This is a genomic window from Arthrobacter sp. MDT2-34-1 (assembly GCF_059091365.1).
This window is the reverse complement of sequence record NZ_JBNHGO010000001.1, coordinates 1,201,930-1,225,294: the sequence shown is the minus strand read 5'-3', so window position 1 is coordinate 1,225,294 and position 23,365 is coordinate 1,201,930. Positions and strand designations below refer to the sequence as shown.

The 23,365-nt window shown below is 70.6% G+C and carries 22 protein-coding genes; 15 read left to right on the top strand and 7 right to left on the bottom strand.

The window, feature by feature from the left end:
• Window positions 1–102 precede the first annotated feature (102 nt).
• Window positions 103–4,143 carry a DUF4011 domain-containing protein gene (locus AC5RVV_RS05565; RefSeq protein ID WP_494001286.1) on the top strand — a complete coding sequence of 1,347 codons (4,041 nt, stop codon included), beginning with the start codon at window positions 103–105 and terminating at the stop codon, window positions 4,141–4,143.
• Window positions 4,144–4,184: 41 nt separating this feature from the next.
• Here AC5RVV_RS05565 and cpaB read toward each other — a convergent pair whose 3' ends face one another.
• The 3 genes from cpaB to AC5RVV_RS05550 all read right to left on the bottom strand — a co-directional run bounded on the left by cpaB (window position 4,185) and on the right by AC5RVV_RS05550 (window position 5,992).
• Window positions 4,185–4,853, bottom strand: a complete 669-nt coding sequence (gene cpaB / locus AC5RVV_RS05560) for a Flp pilus assembly protein CpaB (protein ID WP_494000385.1) — start codon at window positions 4,851–4,853, stop codon at window positions 4,185–4,187.
• Window positions 4,854–4,965: 112 nt separating this feature from the next.
• Window positions 4,966–5,286: an FmdB family zinc ribbon protein gene (locus AC5RVV_RS05555; RefSeq protein ID WP_494000384.1), complete on the bottom strand. Its 321-nt coding sequence runs from the start codon at window positions 5,284–5,286 to the stop codon at window positions 4,966–4,968.
• A gap of 82 nt (window positions 5,287–5,368) precedes the next feature.
• Entirely contained in the window at window positions 5,369–5,992 is a 624-nt protein-coding gene (locus tag AC5RVV_RS05550) for a 5-formyltetrahydrofolate cyclo-ligase (RefSeq protein WP_494000383.1), read from the bottom strand.
• Between the two features lie 67 nt (window positions 5,993–6,059).
• Here AC5RVV_RS05550 and galU point away from each other — a divergent pair, with 67 nt between their 5' ends.
• The 4 genes from galU (at window position 6,060) to AC5RVV_RS05530 (ending at window position 9,992) form a co-directional block, all read left to right on the top strand.
• Window positions 6,060–6,962, top strand: a complete 903-nt coding sequence (gene galU / locus AC5RVV_RS05545) for a UTP--glucose-1-phosphate uridylyltransferase GalU (RefSeq protein WP_494000382.1) — start codon at window positions 6,060–6,062, stop codon at window positions 6,960–6,962.
• A gap of 28 nt (window positions 6,963–6,990) precedes the next feature.
• Entirely contained in the window at window positions 6,991–7,626 is a 636-nt protein-coding gene (locus tag AC5RVV_RS05540) for a GNAT family N-acetyltransferase (protein ID WP_494000381.1), read from the top strand.
• A gap of 81 nt (window positions 7,627–7,707) precedes the next feature.
• Window positions 7,708–8,670 carry a hypothetical protein gene (locus tag AC5RVV_RS05535; RefSeq protein WP_494000380.1) on the top strand — a complete coding sequence of 321 codons (963 nt, stop codon included), beginning with the start codon at window positions 7,708–7,710 and terminating at the stop codon, window positions 8,668–8,670.
• Between the two features lie 110 nt (window positions 8,671–8,780).
• Entirely contained in the window at window positions 8,781–9,992 is a 1,212-nt protein-coding gene (locus AC5RVV_RS05530; protein WP_494000379.1) for a phosphotransferase, read from the top strand.
• Between the two features lie 13 nt (window positions 9,993–10,005).
• Here the strand turns inward: AC5RVV_RS05530 and AC5RVV_RS05525 are convergent, their stop codons facing one another.
• The 4 genes from AC5RVV_RS05525 to AC5RVV_RS05510 form a co-directional block, all read right to left on the bottom strand.
• Window positions 10,006–10,674: a response regulator transcription factor gene (locus AC5RVV_RS05525; RefSeq protein ID WP_494000378.1), complete on the bottom strand. Its 669-nt coding sequence runs from the start codon at window positions 10,672–10,674 to the stop codon at window positions 10,006–10,008.
• Complete coding sequence (locus AC5RVV_RS05520; protein ID WP_494000377.1) at window positions 10,671–12,179, bottom strand: sensor histidine kinase; 1,509 nt, start codon at window positions 12,177–12,179, stop codon at window positions 10,671–10,673. Before AC5RVV_RS05520 ends, AC5RVV_RS05525 begins: the two co-directional genes overlap by 4 nt.
• Window positions 12,180–12,235: 56 nt before the next feature.
• A complete protein-coding gene (locus AC5RVV_RS05515) occupies window positions 12,236–12,583 on the bottom strand; it encodes a hypothetical protein (RefSeq protein WP_494000376.1) in 348 nt (115 codons plus the stop codon).
• A 91-nt stretch (window positions 12,584–12,674) separates the two neighbouring features.
• A complete protein-coding gene (locus AC5RVV_RS05510; protein ID WP_494000375.1) occupies window positions 12,675–14,417 on the bottom strand; it encodes a hypothetical protein in 1,743 nt (580 codons plus the stop codon).
• 222 nt (window positions 14,418–14,639) lie between these two features.
• Here AC5RVV_RS05510 and AC5RVV_RS05505 point away from each other — a divergent pair, with 222 nt between their 5' ends.
• From AC5RVV_RS05505 to AC5RVV_RS05460, 10 genes are all read left to right on the top strand, one after another.
• On the top strand, window positions 14,640–15,290 hold the full coding sequence (locus tag AC5RVV_RS05505) for an ArsR/SmtB family transcription factor (protein WP_494000374.1): 651 nt from the start codon (window positions 14,640–14,642) through the stop codon (window positions 15,288–15,290).
• A 9-nt stretch (window positions 15,291–15,299) separates the two neighbouring features.
• On the top strand, window positions 15,300–15,572 hold the full coding sequence (locus AC5RVV_RS05500) for a hypothetical protein (protein ID WP_494000373.1): 273 nt from the start codon (window positions 15,300–15,302) through the stop codon (window positions 15,570–15,572).
• A gap of 48 nt (window positions 15,573–15,620) precedes the next feature.
• Entirely contained in the window at window positions 15,621–16,076 is a 456-nt protein-coding gene (locus AC5RVV_RS05495; RefSeq protein ID WP_494000372.1) for an NUDIX hydrolase, read from the top strand.
• A gap of 184 nt (window positions 16,077–16,260) precedes the next feature.
• Window positions 16,261–17,346: a ribosome small subunit-dependent GTPase A gene (rsgA, locus tag AC5RVV_RS05490; RefSeq protein ID WP_494000371.1), complete on the top strand. Its 1,086-nt coding sequence runs from the start codon at window positions 16,261–16,263 to the stop codon at window positions 17,344–17,346.
• Window positions 17,347–17,514: 168 nt separating this feature from the next.
• Window positions 17,515–18,576, top strand: coding sequence for an ABC transporter ATP-binding protein (locus AC5RVV_RS05485; RefSeq protein WP_494001285.1), 1,062 nt, complete (start codon window positions 17,515–17,517; stop codon window positions 18,574–18,576).
• A complete protein-coding gene (locus tag AC5RVV_RS05480; protein ID WP_494000370.1) occupies window positions 18,576–19,343 on the top strand; it encodes an ABC transporter permease in 768 nt (255 codons plus the stop codon). The genes AC5RVV_RS05485 and AC5RVV_RS05480 overlap by 1 nt, the downstream gene beginning before the upstream one ends.
• Window positions 19,340–20,032, top strand: a complete 693-nt coding sequence (locus tag AC5RVV_RS05475) for an ABC transporter permease (RefSeq protein WP_494000369.1) — start codon at window positions 19,340–19,342, stop codon at window positions 20,030–20,032. Before AC5RVV_RS05480 ends, AC5RVV_RS05475 begins: the two co-directional genes overlap by 4 nt.
• A gap of 38 nt (window positions 20,033–20,070) precedes the next feature.
• Entirely contained in the window at window positions 20,071–21,054 is a 984-nt protein-coding gene (locus AC5RVV_RS05470; RefSeq protein ID WP_494000368.1) for an ABC transporter substrate-binding protein, read from the top strand.
• 69 nt (window positions 21,055–21,123) lie between these two features.
• On the top strand, window positions 21,124–22,338 hold the full coding sequence (locus AC5RVV_RS05465) for a pyridoxal phosphate-dependent aminotransferase (RefSeq protein WP_494000367.1): 1,215 nt from the start codon (window positions 21,124–21,126) through the stop codon (window positions 22,336–22,338).
• Window positions 22,339–22,478: 140 nt separating this feature from the next.
• On the top strand, window positions 22,479–23,294 hold the full coding sequence (locus AC5RVV_RS05460) for a PPK2 family polyphosphate kinase (protein ID WP_494001284.1): 816 nt from the start codon (window positions 22,479–22,481) through the stop codon (window positions 23,292–23,294).
• Window positions 23,295–23,365: the final 71 nt, after the last annotated feature.

Here is a 23,365-nt window from a genome sequence, read left to right as displayed (position 1 = left end):
GCTGCCCGCCCGCAGCGCGGCTGCGGGTGAACTGCGAGGCAATTTCGCCGAGCAGTGTTGCGGTCGCCCGTTTGGCGTTTAAAGTCCGATACCTTGTTTGACATGCCGTTGTGGTCGAGGCAAGTCGCCGAGAGTGAAGTAAAGGGGGCAGCCGTGTCGCTGGCCAGCGTAGCTGAGGCTGCTGAAGACGTTGTGGCATCGTGGCTGGACAACCTGGGCGATCTCGCCGGGTCGGACACGCTGCTGCGGTTCGCCCCGACGTCGTCGAACAGCATTGACCTGACGCATGCCCACCCTTCCGGCCTGGCGCAGTTGCTGGCCGGCCGCCGCACCCGTCTTTCCACCCTGCTGCGCGAGCCGAACCAGTACGCCGCGGCCATGCGTACCGCCCGCAGCCTGCGCGCCAAAATCTACGAACTGGGTTCGGACCGCGGTATCGACGTCGGGTATCTGGCCGCCGGAACGGCCTCCTGGCGGGTTCCCGACATCGGCCGGTCGGAGTCCCTGAATGCCCCGGTGATGCTGATCCCGGTGGCGCTGACCGTCCGCCCCAGCCAGGACGACTTCGAACTGCAGTTGACCGACCGCGCCCGGCTGAACCCGGCGCTCGTCCGCCACCTCTCCGCGGAGCAGGGGATCGGTATCGACGCCGAGGCGACCGCCCGGCTGGCCTACAGCACCGCCCGCCTGGATCCGCACCCGGTGCTGGAACGGCTGCGCCTGCTCACCGCCGGCGTGCGGAACATGACCATCGAACACCATTTGCTGGTGTCGACCTTCGCGGACCTGGAAGCAGTCACCGACCCGGTCCTGCTCGATGCCGGGCACCCGGTGATCCGCGCGCTGGCCGAAGCCGGAGCCGGATCCCAGGCCGGTCCCCGTCCCCGGGCCGGCCGGAACGCCGTGCCCGTGCCGGAGGTGGAACTGCCGCCGATCGACGAACGCGATCCGCAGGATGAGTTCCTGCTGCTCGACGCAGACGCCGCGCAGCAACGGGTGCTGGACCTGGTCCAGGCGGGGCATTCGCTGGTGGTTTCCGCGCCGCCGGGCACCGGACAAACCCAGACGGCACTCAACGCTGCGGCCGCCCTGGCCTACGAGGGCAAGAGCGTGCTGGTGGTCGCGGAACGCCGGGGCACGCTGGTCGAATTCACACAGCAGTTGGAAACCGTGGATTTGGGGTCGCTGGCCCTGCAGTTGAGCGCGGACCTGACGCCGGAGCAGCTGCGTCGGGCGATGATCCGCGCGATCAGCCGCAACGAGAAGGCGCAGGAGCCGCAGCTGCAGAAGCTGCACACCACCCTCACCGAGCACCGGCACAAGCTGATGGAGCATGTGAAGTCGCTGCACAATGTGCGCAGCCGGTGGCGCTGTTCCCCCTACCAGGCGATGCAGTCGCTGGCCAAGCTCACCTCGCTCGATCCGGCTCCGGCGACCACCGTGCGGCTGAAGCGGTCTGTGCTGGACAACATCACCGACCGGGCGGAGCTGGCGGCACGGCTGGTCCGGGCGGCCGAGTTGGGCAGCTTCAGCAAGTCCGCGACCACCAGCCCGTGGTTCGGTGCCAAGCTGCTCAACCGCAAGGAGACCGAAGACGCCCACCAGCTGGCCGCCGACCTGGCCAAGGACGTCCCACGGCTGCGCGAACGGATGAACAAGGTCGCCGAACACTCGCAGATCGCCCTCGCCGGGACGTTCCGCGAGTGGGGGGAGCAGCTCCAGCTGCTGGTGGAGGTCCGCGGCAGCCTCGACAAGTTCACCCCGGACATCTTCGACCGGCCGGTCACAGACCTGATTTCCGCGACCGCGCCGAGTTCCTGGCGGCGCGACCGCGGAATCGAAATGAGTTCGATGACGCGTTCCCGGCTGCGCAAGGTGGCCAAGGAATACATCCGCCCGGGCGTGCACATCTCCGACCTGCATGAGTCCCTCTTCGAGGTGCAGCAGCAGCGGACAAAGTGGGCCGACTACGCAACGTCGCAGCGGCATCCGGCGGTGCCCTCCGGGTTGGCGGACCTGAACGGCTTTTACCGGGAGGTGGCGCAGCGCCTCGAGAAACTGGCCGCCCTGCTGGCACCGGTGCCCGAAGACCGGGCCCTCGCGGCCCTGCCCGACGGCGAACTCCAGGAACAGCTGGACGCCCTGGCAGCGGACCGCGAAACGCTGGTGAACCTGCCCGAACGTACGCTGCTGCTGGAGCAGATGCGCGAACACGGGCTGACCGAACTGCTGGACGATCTGGCCACACGCGAAGTCGGTGCGGGCGAGGTCAGTGCTGAACTGGACCTGGCGTGGTGGCAGTCGGCACTCGAAGCGATGATCAGCGGCGACGACTACCTGGCCATGTCGGACGGCGACAATCTCCGCAAGCTCGAGGCGGTCTACCGGCTCGCGGACAACGCGCACATCGCGTCGGGGCCCGCCCGGCTGCGCTGGGAACTGGCACAGAACTGGCGGCATTCGCTCAAGAGCAAGCCCAAGGCCGCGCAGCGGTTGCGCGACCTGCTCAAGGCCGGCGAACCCACCCTGGCCGCGTTGGGACAGCAGTCGGAGTCGCTGGTTTCGGCGCTGTTGCCGATCTGGACTGCCTCCCCGCTGGTGCTGCCGCTCCTGCTCCCGGAAGGCAAGCACTTCGATGCCGTCATCATCCTCGACGCCGAGGCCACCAGCCTGCCGTCGGCGCTGACCGCGGTCTCCCGGGCGCACCAGGTGGTGGCGTTCGGCGACGGCGAGTTGGGCCGCGCCGAGCCCTTCGAAGTCAACGTGGACCGGCGGAATGACCCCGTCACCGGCGAAGCACCGCAACCGTTGGCCAGCTGCTTCCACGCGCTCTCCGAGGTGCTGCCGGTGGTGGCGCTGACCACCGCCTACCGTGCCGTCGACCTCGACCTGACCCGCTCGCTGAGTGAGAAGTTCTACGGCGGATCGCTGTCCCGCCTGCCCGGCGCAAGCTCCATCCGCGGTGGCGGCCTGGAAGTGGAATATCTGCCCGACGGTACCGGGATGCCCGGCGCCGGACACGAAGGCGTGGAGAGCGTCCCGGCCGAACTCAACCGGGTGGTGGACCTTGTCTTCGAGCACATCAGCCTTCGGCCGTCGCGGTCGCTGGCGGTGGTGACGGCCAGCGCCCGGCACGCCGCCCGCGTGGCGGAGGCCATCCGGCTGCAGATGCCCAATTATCCGGCGGCGGCGGATTTCTTCAACCGCCGGCAGGAGCCCTTCCGCGTGGTTCCCGTCGAACGCGCGTCCGGATTGGTCCGCGACGATGTGATCTTCTCGCTCGGCTTTGGCCGGACGCCGCACGGGCGGGCGGTCCACGACTTCGGACCCCTGTCGGCGCCGCACGGGCGGTCGCTCTTCGCGACCGCGGTCACCCGTTCCCGGCAGTCGCTGCACGTCCTCAGCTGCTTCCGCCCGGAGGATCTGGACCCCGAGCGGCTGCGGCATGGGGCCGCCGACTTCCATGACCTGCTGGACCGCCACCTCGGCGACGGCCGGTTCGCGGCGCCCGAACTGTCTCCCGGGATCGACGACCCGCTGGTCGCGGACCTCGTGGAGCGCATCCGCACCCGCGGCGCACGCGTTTGGGACCACTATTACGGGGTCATCGACATCGCCGCCAGCACCGGAACGGTGCAGTATTCGCCGGATATTGAACCGGCCCTGCCCGTGGCCCTGGAGTCTGACGGCAGCCCGCAGTACCAGGAGCTGACGGTGCGGGAGCGCAGCCGGCTGCGCCCGCAACAGCTCGAGCGGCTGGGCTGGCGGCCGCTGACGCTGTGGACCATCGAGGTGTTCACGGATCCGGAGAAATGCGCAGACCTGATCGGAGGCTACTTGGGACTGCAGAAGCCGGAAGAACCGGCAGGCAAGGACGACCGTCCCGCCAGCGCACGGGGACCGAAGCCGGCGGCGGAGCAGACCCCGCGGGCGGAGGAGTCTTCGCACTCAGCAGGCTCGGCGGACGAGGCCGGCGAGGCCGGCGAGGCGGGCGACGACCGGTTGCGGCCGCGCCGGGCCAGGCGGAACCAGTCGCCGACGCTGCCGACCAAGGCAGCGGAGGACGACCCCCGTGCGTGGGGTGACCGGGACGAGGACCGGGACGCCTGGCTGCGGGAGCAGCGGCCGCCGCACTGGGGCTAGGCCGGGAGCCGGTCCGCGGGCCGGCCGGTCCTGGGCAGTCATCAGCCGACCAACACGAGGAAGACGTTGCCCCGGCTGGAGGCGCCGGCCAGCGCGGTTGCGTCGGACGGTGCCGCCGCCACCACCACGAGCCCGTCGGGCTCGCCCGCGCCGAGCAAGCCGGCCGCGGCAGCGCCGTCGTCGGCCTTCCACAGCACCGGAACGGCCCGAGCCAGGACCGTGCTTTCGGCAGGCTCTTCGAACCCGTTGCCGCTGCTGAGCACGATGTCCACCAACTGGCCCGGCGACACCAACTGGACGGTGGAGGGGTCTGCGGGGCGCACGGGCACGGCCACCGTCCCCGGCGGCGCCCCGGTCAACAGGCCGGGACCGACGATCGAGGTGTCCACGACAGGAGAGCCGGCGCGCAGCGCCGTCGCCAGCCGCTGGCCCACCACCAGGGCCGGACTGTCGGCAGTTCCCTCGGGTACGGAACCGGCCGGCAGCTCGCCCAGCACCACATCGTCGGCGGACAGGTGGGCGCCGGCCGGGAGGTCGGACGCGGCGACCACCACGGAGTCGGTGGGGTCCGGCACAGGGGTCAGCTGCTGCACCACCAGCGCCGCGGCCGCACAGAGCAGCAGGGCGGCCAGCAGCCGGTAATGCCGGCGCAGCAGGCGGCGCGGCGACAGTGCAGGGCGGGCGGTGCGGGACGCGGCAGCAACGGGCATGCGGCCACGCTAGAAGCATCGGGCCCGCACGGGTCAGCGGGGAGGGCCCGCCTGTGGATCAGCGCCGCCGCCGCTTCGCGGTGTAGGAGCGGCCCGCCGGCATCCGATGCGGCTAGCTGGCTGCTGCCGCCGGGGCCGGGGCGGCGGCAGGCTTGGAGGCTTCGGCCGCGGCGGGCTTCGCCGCCTCGGAAGAGGCGGTTGACCCGGTGCCGGCGGATCCCGAGGCGGCAGCGGGGACGGAGCCTGCCGAGGAAGAGTCGCGCGAATCGGTGCGGTAGAAGCCCGAGCCCTTGAAGACGACCCCGACGCTGTTGAACTTCTTGCGCAGGTTGCCGCCGCACTCGGGGCAGACGGTCAGCGATTCATCGCTGAAGGACTGCTGGATGTCGAAGGCATGGGCGCAGTCTTTGCAGGCGTAGGCGTACGTGGGCACAGTAATTCCTCCTGAAAAAAACTTGGCAGGAGCAGGAAGCGCCCGGCCAGGCGTTGGCACTCACCCGCTCAGAGTGCCAATTCTACACCGTCCGGCGGGGGAACCACGTCCAACCGTCGGGCGACACGGCGCCGTCCAGCGGCGCGTCGAGCACCGTAGACTCGAAGGCTCCCGCCGCCACCACCTCGTCGGCGTAGAAAACCCCGACAAACCTCGGGCGGTCTTCGCCGTCGCCCAGCGACGCCAGGAACCGGTCGTAATAACCGCCGCCCTGGCCCATCCGGTTGCCCTCGGAGTCGACGGCCAGCCCGGGCACGAGCACCAGCGGCAGGCCGGCCATGATTTCCGCTCCGAAACGTTCTCCGACCGGCTCGTCGATCCAGGCCCGGGGACTGCGGACCAGCTCCACCCCGCTGAACCAGCGTGCCCACCTGAGCCGGTAGTCCGGTTCGCAGATCGGGACCACCACCTGGTAGCCGGCCTCCTCAAGGGCCGGCAGCAGCATGCGCGTGGACGGTTCGGAACCGACGGACAGGTAGGCCGGCACGATGGTTCCGGCCGGGACGTCCAGCCGCCGAAGACCGTCCAGCACCTGGTGCGCCAGGGCGGTCCCGGCCTTGATCTGCTCTTCCTCGGGGCGGGCCCGGCGGCGTGCCCGGAAGAATGCGCGGGCGGTTTCCTTGTCCATGCCGGTTTGCATCTCCATGGCCGACATCGTAGTTGCTTCCTCCCGGATCGGCTTGCTTCGCACCTTCGTTCGGTAGTCTGAACCCATGACGTCTCATCGCACGGTACGCAAAGCTGTCATTCCGGCCGCTGGTTTGGGAACGCGTTTCCTGCCCGCCACCAAGGCCATGCCCAAGGAAATGCTCCCCGTGGTGGACAAGCCGGCCATCCAGTACGTGGTCGAGGAAGCCGTGCGCGCTGACTTGAGCGACGTCCTGGTCATCACCGGCCGCAACAAGCGCCCGCTGGAAGACCACTTCGACCGCGTGCCCAACCTCGAGCAGATCCTGGAGGAGAAGGGCGATCTGGAGAAGCTCGCCGCCGTACAGGCAGCCTCGGAACTGGCGGACATCCACTACCTGCGCCAGGGGGATCCGCTGGGCCTCGGCCACGCAGTCCTGCGGGCCCGCCAGCACGTGGGCGACGAACCGTTCGCCGTGCTGCTCGGCGACGACCTGATCGACGAACACGACGACCTGCTGACCCAGATGATCGCGGTCCAGCAGCAGACCGGCGGCTCCGTGGTCGCCCTGATGGAAGTGGACCCCGCCCAGATCAGCGCCTACGGCTGCGCGGACGTTACCCCGATGGGCGACGGCGGCTACGTGCGGATCAACGAACTGGTGGAGAAGCCATCGCCGGACGAGGCCCCGTCCAATCTGGCGGTCATCGGCCGCTACGTCCTGCACCCGTCCGTCTTCGACGTGCTGGAGGACACCAAGCCCGGCCGCGGCGGCGAAATCCAGTTGACCGACGCGCTCGAAGCCCTGGCCGGCCGCGAAGGCGAAGGCGGCGGCGTCTACGGCGTGGTCTTTTCCGGGCGCCGGTACGACACCGGCGACAAGCTCAGCTATCTCAAGGCCGTCGTGACCATCGCCTCCGAACGTGAAGACATCGGGACGGAACTGCGGACCTGGCTGAAGAGTTTCATTGACGGCTCGGGCGACTGAGCCCCGTCGCGACCGCTAAGAACTTCACATGGGGTACGGACCGGCAATCTGGCCAGCGACGCTGGCATGCGGGGACTTGTCGCTGCGCCCGATCCGGTACCGGGACCGGAGCGAGTGGACGGCCGTGCGGCGCCGCAACGCGCGCTGGCTGGAACCGTGGGAGGCCACGAACCCGGCTCCGGACGGGTATCTGCCCTCGTTCTCGGAGATGGTCCGCTCGCTCAAGCACCAGGCACGACTGGCCACGGCCCTGCCCTGGATCATCACCGAACTGCAGGAGGGGAGGCCCCGGCCGGCGCTGGTCGGGCAGCTTACTGTCTCCAGCATCGTCTGGGGCTCTGCAATGTCGGCCACTTTGGGGTACTGGGTGGATGAGGCGCGTGCCGGCCGCGGGATAGCGCCCACGGCGGTGGCCATGGCGACCGACCATTGCTTCCAAACGCTCGGGCTCCACCGGATGGAGATCAACATCAGGCCGGAGAACCGCGCCAGCCTGCGCGTCGTGGAGAAGCTCGGCTTTCGCGACGAAGGACTGCGTCCGCGGTACCTGCATATCAACGGGGCCTGGGCAGACCACCGCAGCTTCGCGCTCACTGCCGAGGAGGTTCCCGGCGGCCTGCTGGACCGCTGGCTGGAGCACGGCGACGTCGGCCCGACACCATAAGGCAGCGCCGCACGGAATCGTTATCCGACACACCGTGATGAATGCCGCGTACGGCATGCTTGAGCTTCTACGGTTTTGAGAGTGGACATTCAGAGCTCTGTGATCTTGGCGGTCATCGTCGGGCTGTGGTTTGTCTGGGTAGGACCGTACGTGCTCCGCGGAGCATTCCGTCCCGTGCTGGCTGAACCGGCGCCGGGACATGCAGCACCACTAGTTTCAGTACCCGCAACCGCCTCGGGCGGCAACCAGGGGATCATCATGGAATACAACGCCCAGCCGGCACCCTCGACAGCGTCGCCCGTGCCCCCGCCCGCCCGGCAGCCCGAGTTCCGCATCCGCTACGGCCGGACCGCGCTGGCACTTGCCGGGGCCTCCGCCCTGTTGGTGTTCGTCGTCGGCGGCGCCCTGGCGCTGGCCGGCGCAGTTTCGGGCCGCGTGCCGGGCTTCGCGCTGCTGGCGGTGGGCGCCGTCGTCGTTATCCTGCGCTCCCTGGCGGTCCGCGACCGCAGCAAGCGCGCCGCCGCACGCGCCCGGCAGGCCTCCCGCGCGGCATCGGCATCGCAGCCGGCGGGAGCCGCGAAGAATCCCCGGAAGCCCACCGAACTGTTTGACGGGGCCGCGGGGGACACCGGGGCCGCGCAGCAGGCCGCCCAGCCCGGTCCGGCGCCGCTGACGGCCGCCGAGCTGCGCGAGGAAGCCCTGAAGGTCGCCGCCGACGCCGGCGACACCGCCGCGCCGGGTCAGCCGTCCGGCACTCCCTGGCAGCCGGTCGACGTGCCCAAACCGACGTATGTCGCGGCGGCCAAGGCCACCCGCCCGGCTCCCGCGCCGCTGCCGGTCCCCGAGGTCAAGAAGCCGCAGACCAAGACATCGATCAAGCAGACCGCCGCGCAGCGGACCGACGAGGCCGCCGCCCGGACATCAGAGAAGACTGCCGCCACGCAGCAGCCGGCGGACGGCGCCTCGGCCGCCGAGGCATCCGCCCAGCAGTCGGCCGCGAACCGGCTCAATCTGGACGACGTCCTGCAGCGCCGGCGGGCCTGACCCGAGGCGCCCGGCAGGTTGGCTGCGGCCCGTCCACACCCGGACGGGCCGCAGCCTTTTCCGGTCTGTGGTTGCGAGCGTTCCGGGCCGCGATGGTGTGCAATGGAGACATGGACGCAGCGAACGTTGACCTGATGGCCACCGAGACCGCCGGCATCGACGTGTTGGAAAGTCCCGGCATGCGCGAAGCGCTGGAACTCGCCGTCGGCACCGTCGGCGGGACGGTCCGGTCCTGGCAGCTGGCGAAGCTGCAGCACCGGCCCGGGGCCGGCGCGACCGGGATCTACACCGTGCGGCTCCGCGGGCACGACGGCGGCGAGCGGACCGAGTACGTCTGCGTCACCACGGCGCCGGTGCCCGACTGCGGGCTTCCGCTGGTACGTCTGGACGGCGGGCCCGTCCCGCTGACCGCCTGGCTGTATCCGTCCGACCCGGTGCTGGTCGGACTGCCCGCGGCGTGCGACCCGGCTGCGGTGGGCCGCAGCGTTTTCGGCGGGGGAGAAGCGGACCTGAAAATGGTCAGCTACCGGCCGCTGCGGCGGGCCGTGCTGGAAGCCGTCCAGGACGGACACCGGGTCTTTTTGAAGGTGGTCCGTCCGGACCGGGCGGCGCAGCTGATGCTCCGGCACCGGCTGCTGACCGACGCCGGGCTGCCGGCCCCGGTTGCCTCCGCCGGACCGGCCGACGGCGTGGTGGTGCTCACGGAGGCGAAGGGGGTGCCGCTGGCCCAGGCGTTGATGGACGACGGCGCCGCCAGCCTGGCGCCCGAAACCCTCCTGGCGCTGCTGAATGAGCTCCCGGCCGGTGTGCTGGAGCTCTCGCGGCGCCCGGCCTGGGCCGACCGCGCAGCCGACTACGCCAAGGCAGCGGCGGCCGTGCTCCCCGACGAGCAGGACCGGGTGTTTAACCTGGCCGATCGGGTGGAACAGCTGCTGGCGGCCACCGATGCCGGCCCGCTGGTCCCGACGCACGGCGACTTTTACGAGGCGAACCTGCTGGTGGACGGCGGGAAGATTACCGGACTCATGGACGTGGACTCGCTGGGTCCGGGCCATCTGGTGGACGACCTGGCCTGTTTCCTCGGGCACCTGGCCGTGCTGCCCGCCGTGCACCCGGGGTACGTGCATGTCCCGGCGGCGCTGGAACGTTTCGCTGCCGCCTTCGACACCGTGGTGGACCCGGCGGCCCTGCGCGGCCGGGCCGCCGGCGTGGCGCTGTCGCTGGTGGCCGGGGCGAAGACCCCCGGGGAGGGTGACGGGTGGCAGCAGGACGCCCGGCAACGGCTTGCCATCGCCGAGGACCTGGCCGCCGGCGCGGCCTGACCGGACCCTTCCCTCAGGCGTCGGCGACGAGGCGGTAGCCCATGCCGCGCACGGTGGCGAACTTCTCCGCCCCGAGCTTATTGCGCAGGTAGCGCACGTACACATCCACCACGTTGGAGCCGGGGTCGAAGTCGTATCCCCAGACCCGCGAGAGCAACTGCTCGCGGCTGAGCACCTGCCCCGGATTCCGCAGGAAGGCCTCGGCGAGGGCGAACTCCCGGGCGGAGAGATCCACCTCCCGGCCGCCGACGCTGGCCCGCCGGGTCCGCAGGTCCAGGCTCAGCGTGCCGCTGCCGAGGACGGCCAGGTCGGCCGGCTGCGCCTCGGAGCGCAGGCGCAGCCGCACCCGGGCCAGCAGCTCCTCGAACCGGAACGGCTTGGACATGTAGTCGTCCGCGCCGTTCTCCAGCCCGGCAACGGTGTCGTCCACCGAGCTGCGGGCGGTGAGGATGATCACCGGGATGTCGTTGCGGCCCTCGCGCAGGCGGCGCAGCACGGTGAAGCCGTCCTGGTCCGGCAGTCCCAGGTCGAGGATGGCCAGCTCGAAGTCCCCGGTCATGGCCAGATGGTAGCCCTCCCGCCCGGTGCCGGCGACCGTGGGCACGTAGCCGGCGGCCTTCAGGCCCTTGGCGATGAAGGAACTGATCCTGTCCTCGTCCTCAATGATCAGAATCTGGCTCACGCGCTCTCCTCCTTGTCTGCGCCCGCCTCCGGGCCGCTGAGCACGACGGTGAAAGTGGATCCGGCGCCCGGGGCCGAGGCCAGTTCGACGCTGCCGCCGTGCGCCGCGGCGATGGCGCTGACGATGGTCAACCCCAGTCCCGAGCCTTCCGCCCGCGTCCCGTTGCTGCCGCGTGCGAAACGGTCGAAAATCCTGCCCTGGTCCTCCGGGAGGATGCCCGTTCCCTCGTCCCTGACCCACAGCCGCAGCTCATTGCCGCGCACGGCCGAACCGATCGCCACCGTGGACCCGGGCTCGGAGAATTTCACGGCGTTGGCCACCAACTGCAGCCAGGCCTGGGTAATCCGCCGCCCGTCCAGCTGCCAGCGGGTTTCGGCCCGTGCATCGACGGTCCAGCGCTTGGCGCCCAGCGGCCGGGCCTTGTCCAGCACGTCGTCGGTCAACTGCCCCACCTCGACGTCGGACGGGTTCACGAAGCCGGGACGTTCCGCCTTGGCCAGCAGGACCAGGTCGTCGACGAGCAGCCGCATCCGGTCCAGCTCGTCCAAGGCGATGCCGCGCACCGACTCGACGTCCGCCGGGTCGTGCGGGTCCTGCAGTTCCAGGTGGCCCTGCAGGATGGTGATGGGGGTGCGCAGCTCGTGCCCGACGTCGTCCAGCAGCTGCCGCTGCGCCGTCATGGACGCCTCCAGGCGGTCCAGCATGTCGTTAAAGGTGCGGGAGAGTTCGGAGATGTCGTCGTTGCCGCCCACCGGGATGCGCTGGGTCAGGTCCGCGTCGGTGATCCGTTGTGCCGTTTCGCGCACCAGCCGGATGGGTGCCAGCAGCCGGCCGGCCACCTGCCAGCCGACGACGCCGATCAGTACCAGCGAACCGAACCCGATCAGTGCGTAGGTCAGGAAGATGTCGTCCAGTTGCTGCAGCTCGGCGTCGTAATCGTAGGCCAGCACGAACGTGCTGTGGGCCGGGTCGGACGAGAGCTGCACCGGCACGGTGACCACCCGGTACGTCGTGGTCGGCGTCTCCATGGTGCTGAGCACCACCCGGTCGGACGCAGTTGCGTCCGGGCCCAGCAGGGCTACGAGTTCGGCATCCCGCTCGAGCCGGAGCCGCACTGACGGGCTCGCCGTGTATGTCACCTTCCCGTCGACGAGGCCAAGCATGCCTTCGTTCGCGGAGGGAAGCGTCCGCTCCATCGCCAAAAAGACCAACCGGCTGGCCTGCGTGAAGGGTTCGCCCGTGTCGGGGTCGATGCCTGTCTCCGCCAGAGTCTTGAACTCGCTCACGCTGCGCTGGAGCGAGTCGTCCACCCGCTGGATGATATGGGACCGCTGCAGCGCGAACGCCACCGAGCCGGCCACCAGCAGGCCCAGGGCCGAAAGGGCGAGCACGGCGGCCAGCACCCGGACGCGGACGGACGGCCCGCCCGACGGCCTACGCACGGCCGCCGGAAAGGATGCGGCCGCCAGTCGGAGCGCCGCCGCCGCGCGGGCTGCCGCCGCCACGCGGAGCGCCGCCGCGGTGCCGGACGGCGTGGGGGTGTAGGGACAGGGGGACGGACTCAGTCATCGTCCCCGCCATCGTCGTCCCAGTCGTCCGTGTCATCGTCGTCGTAGTCCTGTGGCGGCGCCGGCTGGACCGGAACCGGTCCGGTGCCTTCCGGCGGGCGGGTCGGAGCGGCCGGGGACGAGGGGACGGTGGGCGTGGGCGTGGGGGACGGCTGCTCGCTGCCGGCCGGAGCAGGTTCGCCGGCAGGGGACGGCGGCCCGGACTGCGTGACGGTGATGGACGGGCCCAGGTCGGTGGGCCCGGGCTCGCGCAGGGTCGCAGCAAGTGCGGCGCCTCCGGCGCCCAGCCCGAGCAGCACGGCCAGCGCCACCAGGGCGGTGCGGATGGCTGTACGGGGCATGACACCAGTATCCACGGCGCAGATGAGACCAAGATGAGAACCCTGCCCAGCGGCCCAACCCCGCGGCGCAACGGGCCGCGTCGGCCGCGGGTCAGTCGGGGCTGTCGGCCGCGGCGTCCGCGGCACGGCGGGCGATGTCCGCCTCGACCGTCCGGCCCAGGGCGTCCAGCGCCGAGGCCAGCCCCAGCTGCGCCGCGACGCGGAGTGTGCGGCTGACGTCGGGCTCCTGCAGCACCAGCTTGAACATCGGCACGGCGTCGTCGGCCCGCCCCATCTCGGCCAGCACATGGGCCGCGAAGAGTTCGGCATTGCCGGCCGAGGCTGCGTCGTCGGCAGCGGAGTAGAGGTCCGCCGCCTGCAGCGCCGCCGAGACCGCTCCGGTGCCGTCCTCCAGCGCCCACAGCCCCCTCGCCCGCGTGTCGCTGTAGTCCGCCTCGTACCACCGGGCCCCGTAGAGGTGCGCCAGCCGGATTGCCTCGTCCAAGACCGTGAGCCCGTCCGGGTCGCCGGCCTCGCACAGGGCATGTCCCAAGGCATGCAGGGCCTGCGGCAGCGCGGCGTCGTCGTCCTCGGCCTTGCGGGCCGCGGCCACCGCCGCCTCGAAGCAGACCAGCGCGTCCGTGTCGCGGTCCTCGCGGGAGAGCAGCGTGCCGGTCGCCAGCAGGCCGCGGGCCGCCTCGCCGAACTCGCCGCCGTGGCTGAATTCGGCCACCGCCCGGCGCCAGCAGTCCAGGGCGTCGGCGGTCCGGCCGGCGTGCCGGTGGGCGTGGCCCAGGCTCATCAGCGCCCGCGCCACCTGCGCATGGGGCGCCTTGGTGTGTTCCAGCCGCGCCAGCAGCTTGGACAGCACCTCGCCCGCCAGTTCGTACTCTTCGGCCTCCAGCAACTGGTTTCCCAGCGCCAGGCGCAACGTGAGCTCTTCCTGGACCTCGCCGCGTTCGGCCTGGGCGACCGCCGCCTGCCAGGCCAGCACCGAGTCCTCATAGTCGCCGATGCCGGCGCAGAGCCGGGCCAGCACGACGGCGGCACTGATGGCACCCTTGCGGACCCCGGCCGCCGCATACAGTTCCAGCGCGGTCAGCGCTTCCTCCAGCCCGGCCGCGCCGTCGCCGCCGGCGGCATTGGCCTTCAAGAGCCACATGCTGGCGGTGGTGGCGCGGTTGCCGGGCAACGCCAGCATGCGGTCGGCAACTGCGGTGGCCCGTTCCGGCTGGTCGGCCTGCAGGTAGGTGTTGGCCAGGTACATCAGCGCGCCGGACAAGCTGTCCGTCCGGCCGGAATGCTCGTAGCCGGCCACCGCGTCTTCCAGCAGCGCGATCGCCTGCTTCGCTTCCCCACGCTGGGAACGGACGACGGCGATGGCCAGCTGGACGTCCGCCGTCACCGACCCCGGGGCACGGGCCTCCAGCAGGCGGTCCAGTTCAGCCTCCAGGAGCGGGAGGTCGTCGTCGCCGGCTTCGCGGAACAACGCCGTTCCCAGCCGCTCACCGGCCGCGGCCTCGGCTTCCAGCCCGTGGCTGCGGAGCAAGGCGATGCGGGCGTGGAGATATTCCCGGGCCTGCTTCTCTTCGCCCGCCAGCTGGGCGAGCGCAATCAGCACCGAGTACAAGCCCAGCCGGACGTCAAGTTCGGTGTCCGAGGACCGGGCGAGTCCGGCCTGCGCCAGGGCACGGGCGCCCGCGTGGTTCTCGGCATAGGCTGCCTCGTAAGCGCGGTCCAGGCAGTCCCTGGCTGACGACGGGAACCGTGCCGGGTCGGGGCCGGCGCTCTCCAGCACGGCGCGCAGGCGGTCGGCGATCAGCCCGCGCGGCACCGTTGCGGCGGACTCAGGCACGGCCGCCCCGCCTCCGCAGCGCTGTGCCGTGGAACCCAGCTGGCGCGTTCCCCATGGTCTTAGTTCTAGCCGCGAACCGGGGTGGGCGCAATGCCCCGGCGCTCCCCGAAGGGGCGCGCCGGAACCTCGCCTACAGACCGCCGGCCGGCGCGACAAATATGCAAAGGAAGCATTGCAAAGAAACGCTTGCAAAGATTTGTTTGCACCGCTACGCTGGTGCCCATGGAGCAGCAGAGAGAGCAGGAAAGCGAGCCCGGACGCGGCGGCTACGGCGACGAACGCCACGTAGACGTGGTCGCGCTGAAGGCCCTCGCGCATCCGCTCCGGGTGCAGCTGCTCAACGCGCTGTCCCAGTACGGCCCTCAAACGGCCAGCGGACTGGCGGAACGGTTGGGGGAGTCCAGCGGCGCCACCAGCTATCACCTGCGCCAGCTGGCCAGGCACGATTTCGTCCGGGAGGTCGAAGGCCGGGGCACGGCCCGCGAACGCTGGTGGCGACGCACTCCCGGCAGCCTGACCATCAGCGCCGGCGATCTGTCCGGCACTCCGGCCACCCGGGAGGCGGCCCGCCTGGTCACCCGCGAATTCGAGCGCAGCCGCGCCGACCTGCTGGCCGACTTCATGACCCGCGGTGCCGACCTGCTGCCGCAGGAATGGCTGGAGGCGTCGGTGGCCAGCACCATCAACGTCCGCCTGACCCGTGAACAGCTGGCTGACATCGCCGAACAGGCAGCCGCCTTTGTGCGGAAACTGGCCGAACCCTACCTGGAGCAAAATGCCGAGGGCGCGGAGGACGTCCGCCCGGTTCAGCTCCACGTCAATGCCTTTCCCATCATCGACTCCCGGTCGGACCGGCCGGCACACCACCTGTGAGAGCCCATCATGACAACTGTCCCCACCCAGCCGTACCGCCCGCCGTCGTCAGCCCTCGCCGGCATCCGGACACCGGTCTTGGAGTCGCTGCTGATCCGCGCCGGACGCGCACTGGTGCGGGCCGGGGAGCGGCGGGCGCGGCTGAAAGCGCAGCGCCTGCGGCCCGGCCCGTGGGCCGCCGCGGTGGCGCCGCGGGAACGTCGGGACGCGTTGCTGCGCGCCCGCGACGAACTGCGCACGGATGCGCAGGCGGCGGCGCACAGCGGCCTCCGCGTCCGATAGCCGCCTCGCCCGCCGCCCTACACTAGCCGCCCCCCTACACTGGGGGACATGGAATTCGACACGCGCGTGGCCGCCTACGGCGTGATCGTTGCCAACGGCGCCGTGCTGCTGGTCCGCTGGACCGGCGCAGGCTGGCCGCGCTGGACTTTGCCCGGCGGCGGCCTGGAATACGGCGAAGACGCCGCAACCGGCGCGGTCCGCGAGATCCGGGAAGAAACGGGCTACGCCGCCAGGCTCGAGCAGCTGCTGGGCGTGGACAGCAAGCACATTCCGGCCGCGAAGCGCCTGCACGGGCACCGGCCGCTGCACGCCTTCCGCGTCATCTACGCGGCCAGCGTTGTCGGCGGCGAACTGACCGACGAGGCCGACGGCTCCACGGACCTTGCCCGGTGGATCCCGCTCCATGAGGTTCCGACGCTGGACCGGGTCGACCTGGTGGATCTGGGGCTGCGCCTCTACTTCCCGGACGGCGTCCCGGCGGGCCATTCCGCAAACGGCCGGTGAGCGCTATGCTGATCCAGTTGCCGGGCTGACCAGCCCGCCGGACAACCCCGAGGAGGTGGGTGTGATGACCGTTTATCCCGCAGATCCTGCTGCCATCACCAGCCCAGCCTCCGTACCCCGCCCGCGCCGCGGCTAGCGGCCGGAACGTCCCCGCGCGGAGGCCTCACGCCCCGAGGTAACCGTCGTGACCGACACCCATCACCCGCAGTCCTTGCTGCGCAGCTACGGCTACACCCAACACACCGCCGCGCAGTTCGACCATCATTTTCCCGATCCGGCGCTCCGCAACGCCCGGGTGGTGCGCACCGACCGCGGCCGCGTCCTGCTGGCGGCCGACGGCGGCCTGCTGCACCTGGCCACCGCAGGCCTCAGCCCGCAGCCGGCCACCGGAGATTGGGTGGCGTACGACGCCGCCCGGCCAACTTCCGCCGGCAGCCCGGCCATCGCCGGGCTGCTTCCGCGGTTTTCCGCCCTGTCCCGCAAACAGGCCTACGACCCGCTGGCGGCCGAGCAGATCCTGGCCGCCAACATGGACCTGGTCGGCATCGCGGTGCCCTTCGACCGGCCGCTGTCGGCCAACCGGCTGGAGCGCACCCTGGTGGCCGCGTGGGATTCCGGGGCGCTGCCGGTGGTCATCCTGACCAAGGCCGACCTGAGCGGCCGCCATGACGAGGTCGCCGCCCAGATCGTCGAGCAGGCCGCCGGCGCGGACGTCTTGGCGACGAGCGCTGAAACGGGCGACGGGCTCGATGCCGTGGCCGAATACCTGGGCCCCGGCCGGACGATGGTGCTGCTGGGGCCCTCGGGCTCGGGCAAATCCAGCCTGATCAACGCGCTCGCAGGCCGGGCGGTGCAGGACACCGGAGCCGTCCGGGCAGGCGACGGGAAGGGCCGGCACACCACCACGGCGCGCGAGCTCATTCCCCTGCCCAACGGCGCTGTGCTCATGGACACTCCGGGCATCCGCGGCTTCGCGCTGTGGGACGCGGAGGAGGGGCTGGCGACCATGTTCGCGGACATCGAAGACCTGGCCGCCGGCTGCCGGTTCAACGACTGCGCCCACGACGCCGAGCCCGGCTGCGCCGTGCGCCAGGCCCTCGCCGCCGGGAGCCTGGAGCAGCGGCGCTGGGACAGCTACCGGAAGATGGAACGCGAGCTGGCCCGCCTGCACCTGCGGCAGAACGTGGCGGAGCAGCGCCGGGCCGGCCGGCAGTTCGGTAAGGCGGCCAAGGCCGCCGCACAGGCCAAGGACCATCGCGGCAGGCGCTGACCGGGTGCTCGCGGGCCGCGCCGTTGACTAGACTCGGTGGCAGCACCTGTGGGCCTGCCGGCCGCAGGACCCCCCCACGGAAGGTTCAGCATGCCCGAGCCCACGAGGCCGGCCGCCCGGCCGGATGAGCTGCAGGCCGAACGCTCGGCCGGAGCCGGTGCAGGCCCCATGGCGCAGTTCCGCGCCGTCACGAAGACCTACGCCGGACAGGCGGCGGTCCAAGACCTGACGCTGGACATCGACCGCGGCGCGATCACCGTCTTCGTGGGCCCTTCGGGCTGCGGCAAGACCACCTCGCTGCGGATGATCAACCGGATGGTGGAGCCGACCTCCGGGTCCGTCCTCGTGGACGGCCACGACGTCTCCGGCCGGCCCGCAGCGGCCCTGCGCCGGTCCATGGGCTACGTCATGCAAGCCGCCGGGCTGCTGCCGCACCGCACGGTGCTGGACAACATCGCCACCGTGCCGCGGCTGAACGGCGTCCGCCGGGCCGCGGCCCGCAAGCGGGCCGACGAGCTGCTCGCCGTCGTCGGGCTGTCCCGGGAGCTGGGCGGCAGGTATCCGGCCCAACTCTCCGGCGGCCAGCAGCAGCGCGTCGGAGTGGCGCGGGCGCTCGCGGCGGACCCGCCGATCCTGCTCATGGACGAGCCATTCAGTGCGGTGGATCCGGTGGTCCGTGCCGAGCTGCAGCAGGAACTGCTGCGGCTGCAACAGCAGCTGGCGAAAACCATCGTCTTCGTCACGCACGATATCGACGAAGCGGCCCTCCTCGGGGACAAGCTGGCCGTCTTCGCCACCGGGGGCCGGCTGGCCCAGTTCGCCCCGCCCGAGGAGGTCCTGCGGGCGCCGGTGGACGATTTCGTCGCCGGTTTCGTCGGCCGGGACCGCGGCTTCCGCTCGCTGTCCTTTAGCAGCGCGCACGGGCTGCCGCTGCTGCCTGCCCGCACCGCGACCGCGGACAGCGTCGGCGAGGCGTCCCGGGAAGGCTGGCTGTTGCTGACCGACGACGACGGCGCACCGGCGGGGTGGCTGCCGCCCGGGGAAGTGGACCCGGCGCGGGCCCGCATCGGCGGGTCGCTGTTCACCGTGGGGTCCAGCCTGCGCCAGGCGCTGGATGCGGCGTTGTCGTCGCCGTCCGGGGCCGGCGTCGCCGTCGACGCCGACGGGCGGGTGGCCGGCCTGGTCGATCCCGCGGCCGTGCTGCAGAGGCTCCAAGCGGGCGGCAGCTGATGGAGTGGTTCCTGGCGAACCTGCCCTATGTGCTGGAGCTGAGCGCCCTCCACCTGTTCCAGTCCGCGCTCCCGCTGGTACTCGGGCTCGTGCTGTCGCTGCCGCTGGGCTACCTGGCCTGGCGGATCCGCGCAGTGCGCGGCGTTATTCTGTCCCTCTCCTCGGTGCTGTACACGATTCCCTCGCTCGCCCTGTTCGTGATCCTGCCGGTCATCCTGGGTACCGGGATCCTGGAAATGTCCAACCTGATCGTGGCGCTGACCGTGTACTCGGTCGCGCTGCTGGTCCGCGCGGTGGTGGACGCGCTGAACTCCGTGGACGACGGCATCCGGCAGGCCGCGGTGGCCATGGGCTACCTGCCGGTCCGCCGGTTTTTCAGCGTGGACCTTCCGCTGTGCATTCCGGTGCTGGTGGCCGGGCTGCGGGTGGTGTCCGTGAGCAACATCTCGGTGGCCAGCGTCGGCGCGCTGATCGGCGTCCGGAACCTCGGTTTCCTGTTCACCGACGGGCTGCTGCGCTATTTCATGACCGAAATCGTGGTCGGGATCCTGATGACCCTGGTGCTGGCGGCGCTGATGGACGTGCTCCTGCTGGCGCTTGAGCGGGTGCTCACGCCGTGGCGGCGCCCGGGTGCGGCCGCCGGCGGAACCGGGCCGCGGACGCGCGGCGCGACCGGCGCGCTGCCGGCGGCCGGCGGTGCCGGGGCGGGCTCCCTTGCCGCCGCAGGGGAACGGCCGGACGCCGCGGAAGCGGCGGTGCGCGGATGAACCTGTTCGAGGAAACCGCGGCGTGGCTGGCGGATCCGGTCAACTGGGCCGGTCCGGCGGGCGTGCCGGCCAGGCTGGCCGAGCACCTGTACTACAGCGCCCTGACCCTGGTGATCGCCGCGGCCATCGCCGTGCCGCTGGGGCTGTTCGTCGGCCACACCGGAAGGGGGCGCCTCGCCGTCGTGGGCATTGCCAGCGGACTGCGGGCCATGCCCACGCTGGGCCTGCTGACCCTGTTCGTCATCCTGATGGGCCTGGGCCTGATGCCGCCGATCTACGCCCTGGTGATCCTGGCCATTCCGCCGCTGCTGGCCGGCACCTATTCGGGGATCGCCGCCGTCGACCGCCAGCTGGTGGACGCCGCCCGGGCGATGGGCATGACCGAGTGGCAGGTCCTGTTCCGCGCCGAATTGCCCAACGCGCTGCCCGTGCTGCTGGGCGGGGTGCGTGCCGCCGTGCTGCAGGTCATCGCCACGGTGGCCGTCGTGGCCTACATCAACCTGGGCGGCCTGGGCCGGTATCTGATCGACGGGCTGGCGGTCCGCGACTCGGTGCGGCTGTTTGCCGGTGCGCTGCTGATCGCGGCGCTGGCACTGGTCGTGGACGCCTTGCTGGCCGCGGTGCAGAAAGTCGCCGTGTCGCCCGGCCTGCGCGGCTTGAGGGGGCGGGCTGAAAGGCAGAACAAGTAAGGTTGGAACAGCCAGTGCCGGCACATGAGGAGATGAGCATGAAGGACCACCCCGGGAACAACGCCAGCAACCGCGGACACGACAAAAACCCGGCCGCGCGGCGCAGCGTGCTCGCCGCAGGGGCGGCCGCCCTCGCCCTGGTGCTCGCTGCCTGCGGCGGGGGATCCGACCCCCTGCAGGACCCGACGCCGGCACCCGAAGGCAGCACCGGCGGGTCCCTGGTGGTCGGTGCCAGCGGCGGCACGGAGAGCCAGATCATCGCCGAAATCTATGCGGGCGCCCTGACCGCCGCCGGCTACGACGTCACCACGAAACCGGGCATCGGCTCGCGCGAGGTCTACGTCAGCGCCGTCCAGGAAGGGTCTGTGGATATCATCCCGGACTACAGCGGCAACCTCCTGCTGTTCTTGGACACCGAGGCGACGGCGGCCTCCGCCGGGGACGTCATGACAGCCCTGGCTGATGCCCTGCCCGAGGGACTCGGCGTGCTGGAGCCCGCATCGGCGGAGAGCAAGGACGCGATGGTGGTGACCAAGGCTACGGCGGAGGAATACCAGCTGACGTCGATCGAGGACATGGGCCCGGTGTGCGGCGAACTGGTGCTCGGAGCCAACCCCGAATTCGCCGAGCGCGAGTACGGGCTGCCGGGGCTGGAAGCCAACTACGGCTGCGTCCCCAAGTCCTTCGAACCGATCAACGACTACGGCGGACCGACCACGCTCAACGCCTTGATCACCGACAAGATTCAGGTGGCCGACATCTACACCACCACCCCGTCCATCGAGGACAACGATCTGGTGGTGCTGGAAGACCCGAAGAACAACTTCATTGCCCAGCAGGTGCTGCCGCTGATCCGCAGCGACGCCGTGGACGAGCAGGCGGCCCGGGTGCTCAACGAGGTTTCGGCAGCGCTGACCACCGAGGACCTGATCGACCTCAACCGCCAGGTCAGCGGGGACGAGAAGCGCAATCCGGCCGACGCCGCCGCGGACTGGCTGGCGGAAAAGGGCCTGGCCGGCTAGGGGTTAGGCTCCCGTTCACGCGCCGCTTCGGTCTCCGGGGCGGCGCGTGCCGTGTGCGAAGATCGTTGGATGGCCCAGTACAAGCAGTCCAACAAGCTCCACAACGTCCTCTACGACATCCGCGGTCCGCTCCTCGAGCATGCCCAGCGGATGGAGGCCGAGGGCCAGCGCATCCTCAAGTTGAACATCGGCAACCCGGCGCCGTTCGGATTCGAAGCTCCGGACGCCATCCTGGTGGACATGATCCGCAACCTGCCCACCGCGCAGGGCTACAGCGATTCGCGCGGCATTTTCTCGGCCAGGACCGCGGTGTCGCAGTACTACCAGACCCGCGGCATCCAAGAGATCGGCGTGGACGACGTGTACCTGGGCAACGGGGTCAGCGAGCTGATCACCATGAGCCTGCAGGCGCTGCTGAACAATGGGGACGAAGTGCTCATCCCGGCCCCCGACTACCCGCTCTGGACCGCGTCGGTGTCGCTGGCCGGCGGCCACCCGGTGCACTACCTCTGCGTCGAGGAAGAGGGCTGGCTGCCCGATCTCGAAGACATCGAACGGAAGATCACGCCCAACACCAAGGGCATCGTGATCATCAACCCGAACAACCCCACCGGCGCCGTCTATCCGCGGCACATCCTCGAGGGGATGCTGGAACTGGCGCGCCGGCACAACCTGGTGGTGTTCTCGGACGAGATCTACGAGAAGATCCTGTACGAGGATGCGGAGCATGTGAACACGGCGCTGCTGGCCGACGACGTGCTGGTCATGACGTTCAGCGGCCTGTCGAAGGCCTACCGCGTGTGCGGCTTCCGCAGCGGCTGGATGGCCATCTCCGGGCCGAAGCACCTGGCCGCGGACTACATCGAGGGCATCAACCTGCTCACCAACATGCGGTTGTGCGCGAACGTGCCCGCCCAGCATGCCATCCAGACCGCCCTGGGCGGCCACCAGAGCATCAACGACCTCATCCTGCCCGGCGGCAGGCTGCTCGAGCAACGCAATAAAGCCTATGAACTGCTGAACGCCATCCCCGGCGTCAGCACGCAGCAGGCCAAGGGCGCGCTCTACCTGTTCCCCAGGCTCGACCCGGAAGTCTACGGGATCAAGGACGACGAGCAGTTTGCGTTGGACCTGCTCAAGCAGCAGAAGATCCTGATCTCGCACGGCCGGGCGTTCAACTGGACGCAGCCGGACCATTTCCGGCTGGTCACGCTGCCCAACGTGGACGTGCTGACCGAAGCCGTGGGGCGGATCGAGGAGTTCCTGGCCGGATACCGGCAGTAACAGCCGCGTCTGCGTAGCCGCGCCGCCGGCGGCTCGGTAGGCTGTCGCCACCCGCACCGCCGGCCAAGCCGGCCGGGGCCGAACAGGAGGACCAGGTGGAACAGACCGGATTGCCCGAGTTCACGCGGACGCCGTCGGAGATGCTGCGGGTCGGCCCGGGATTCGGCCTGGCAGGTGTGGATACCGGCTCCACACCCGGATTCCTCGGCGGCAGGACGGAGGGAAAACTCCTGCTCAGGGCCTCCGACCGCCGGCTGTCCGAACTGCAGGAACGCCTCTTCGCGCAGAGCCGCGCCGGGGCGCCGGACGCGGTCCTGCTGGTGCTGCAGGGGATGGATACCTCCGGCAAGGGCGGGATCGTCCGGCACGTGGTCGGAGCCGCCGACCCGCAGGGGATTTCCCACCGGGCCTTCAAGGCGCCGACGCCGGAGGAGCTGGAGCACGATTTCCTCTGGCGGGTGGAGCGGGCCTTGCCCGGTCCCGGCATGATCGGAGTGTTTGACCGGTCGCACTACGAAGATGTGCTCATCCACCGCGTGCACGGGCTCTCGCCCCTCGAGGAGGTGGAGGCACGCTACGGGCAGATCAACGACTTCGAGGCGATGGTGGCCCGCCGGGGCATCCGGATGATCAAGGTCATGCTGCACCTGGGCAAGCGCGAACAGGGCAAACGGTTGCGCGACCGGCTCGACCGGGCCGACAAGCACTGGAAGTACGATCCCGGCGACGTGGACGCGCGGCGGCGCTGGGACGAATACCAGCAGGCCTACCAGGTCATGTTGGAGCGGACCAGCACCGTCGACGCGCCGTGGTTCGTGGTGCCGGCCGACCACAAATGGTATGCACGGATCGCCGTGCAGGAGCTTCTGCTGCAGGCACTGGAAGACATCGACCCGCAGTGGCCGCCGGCGGACTTCGACGTCGAGGCGGAAAAGGCCCGCCTGGCTGCCTCGTAACGCACGCCCGCCGGGTTCGCCGGTCCGATGCCCCGGAACGGGCTGGCCAGAGGGGTGACACCGGGGACGCG

Bases quoted from the DNA above. Each gene is read 5' to 3' on its own strand.
- AC5RVV_RS05565 (WP_494001286.1), top strand. From the start codon at position 103: ATGCCGTTGTGGTCGAGGCAAGTCGCCGAGAGTGAAGTAAAGGGGGCA.
- cpaB (WP_494000385.1), bottom strand. From the start codon at position 4,853: ATGCCCGTTGCTGCCGCGTCCCGCACCGCCCGCCCTGCACTGTCGCCG.
- AC5RVV_RS05550 (WP_494000383.1), bottom strand. From the start codon at position 5,992: ATGGAGATGCAAACCGGCATGGACAAGGAAACCGCCCGCGCATTCTTC.
- galU (WP_494000382.1), top strand. From the start codon at position 6,060: ATGACGTCTCATCGCACGGTACGCAAAGCTGTCATTCCGGCCGCTGGT.
- AC5RVV_RS05540 (WP_494000381.1), top strand. From the start codon at position 6,991: ATGGGGTACGGACCGGCAATCTGGCCAGCGACGCTGGCATGCGGGGAC.
- AC5RVV_RS05530 (WP_494000379.1), top strand. From the start codon at position 8,781: ATGGACGCAGCGAACGTTGACCTGATGGCCACCGAGACCGCCGGCATC.
- AC5RVV_RS05515 (WP_494000376.1), bottom strand. From the start codon at position 12,583: ATGCCCCGTACAGCCATCCGCACCGCCCTGGTGGCGCTGGCCGTGCTG.
- AC5RVV_RS05505 (WP_494000374.1), top strand. From the start codon at position 14,640: ATGGAGCAGCAGAGAGAGCAGGAAAGCGAGCCCGGACGCGGCGGCTAC.
- AC5RVV_RS05500 (WP_494000373.1), top strand. From the start codon at position 15,300: ATGACAACTGTCCCCACCCAGCCGTACCGCCCGCCGTCGTCAGCCCTC.
- AC5RVV_RS05495 (WP_494000372.1), top strand. From the start codon at position 15,621: ATGGAATTCGACACGCGCGTGGCCGCCTACGGCGTGATCGTTGCCAAC.
- AC5RVV_RS05485 (WP_494001285.1), top strand. From the start codon at position 17,515: ATGGCGCAGTTCCGCGCCGTCACGAAGACCTACGCCGGACAGGCGGCG.
- AC5RVV_RS05480 (WP_494000370.1), top strand. From the start codon at position 18,576: ATGGAGTGGTTCCTGGCGAACCTGCCCTATGTGCTGGAGCTGAGCGCC.
- AC5RVV_RS05475 (WP_494000369.1), top strand. From the start codon at position 19,340: ATGAACCTGTTCGAGGAAACCGCGGCGTGGCTGGCGGATCCGGTCAAC.
- AC5RVV_RS05470 (WP_494000368.1), top strand. From the start codon at position 20,071: ATGAAGGACCACCCCGGGAACAACGCCAGCAACCGCGGACACGACAAA.
- AC5RVV_RS05465 (WP_494000367.1), top strand. From the start codon at position 21,124: ATGGCCCAGTACAAGCAGTCCAACAAGCTCCACAACGTCCTCTACGAC.
- AC5RVV_RS05460 (WP_494001284.1), top strand. From the start codon at position 22,479: ATGCTGCGGGTCGGCCCGGGATTCGGCCTGGCAGGTGTGGATACCGGC.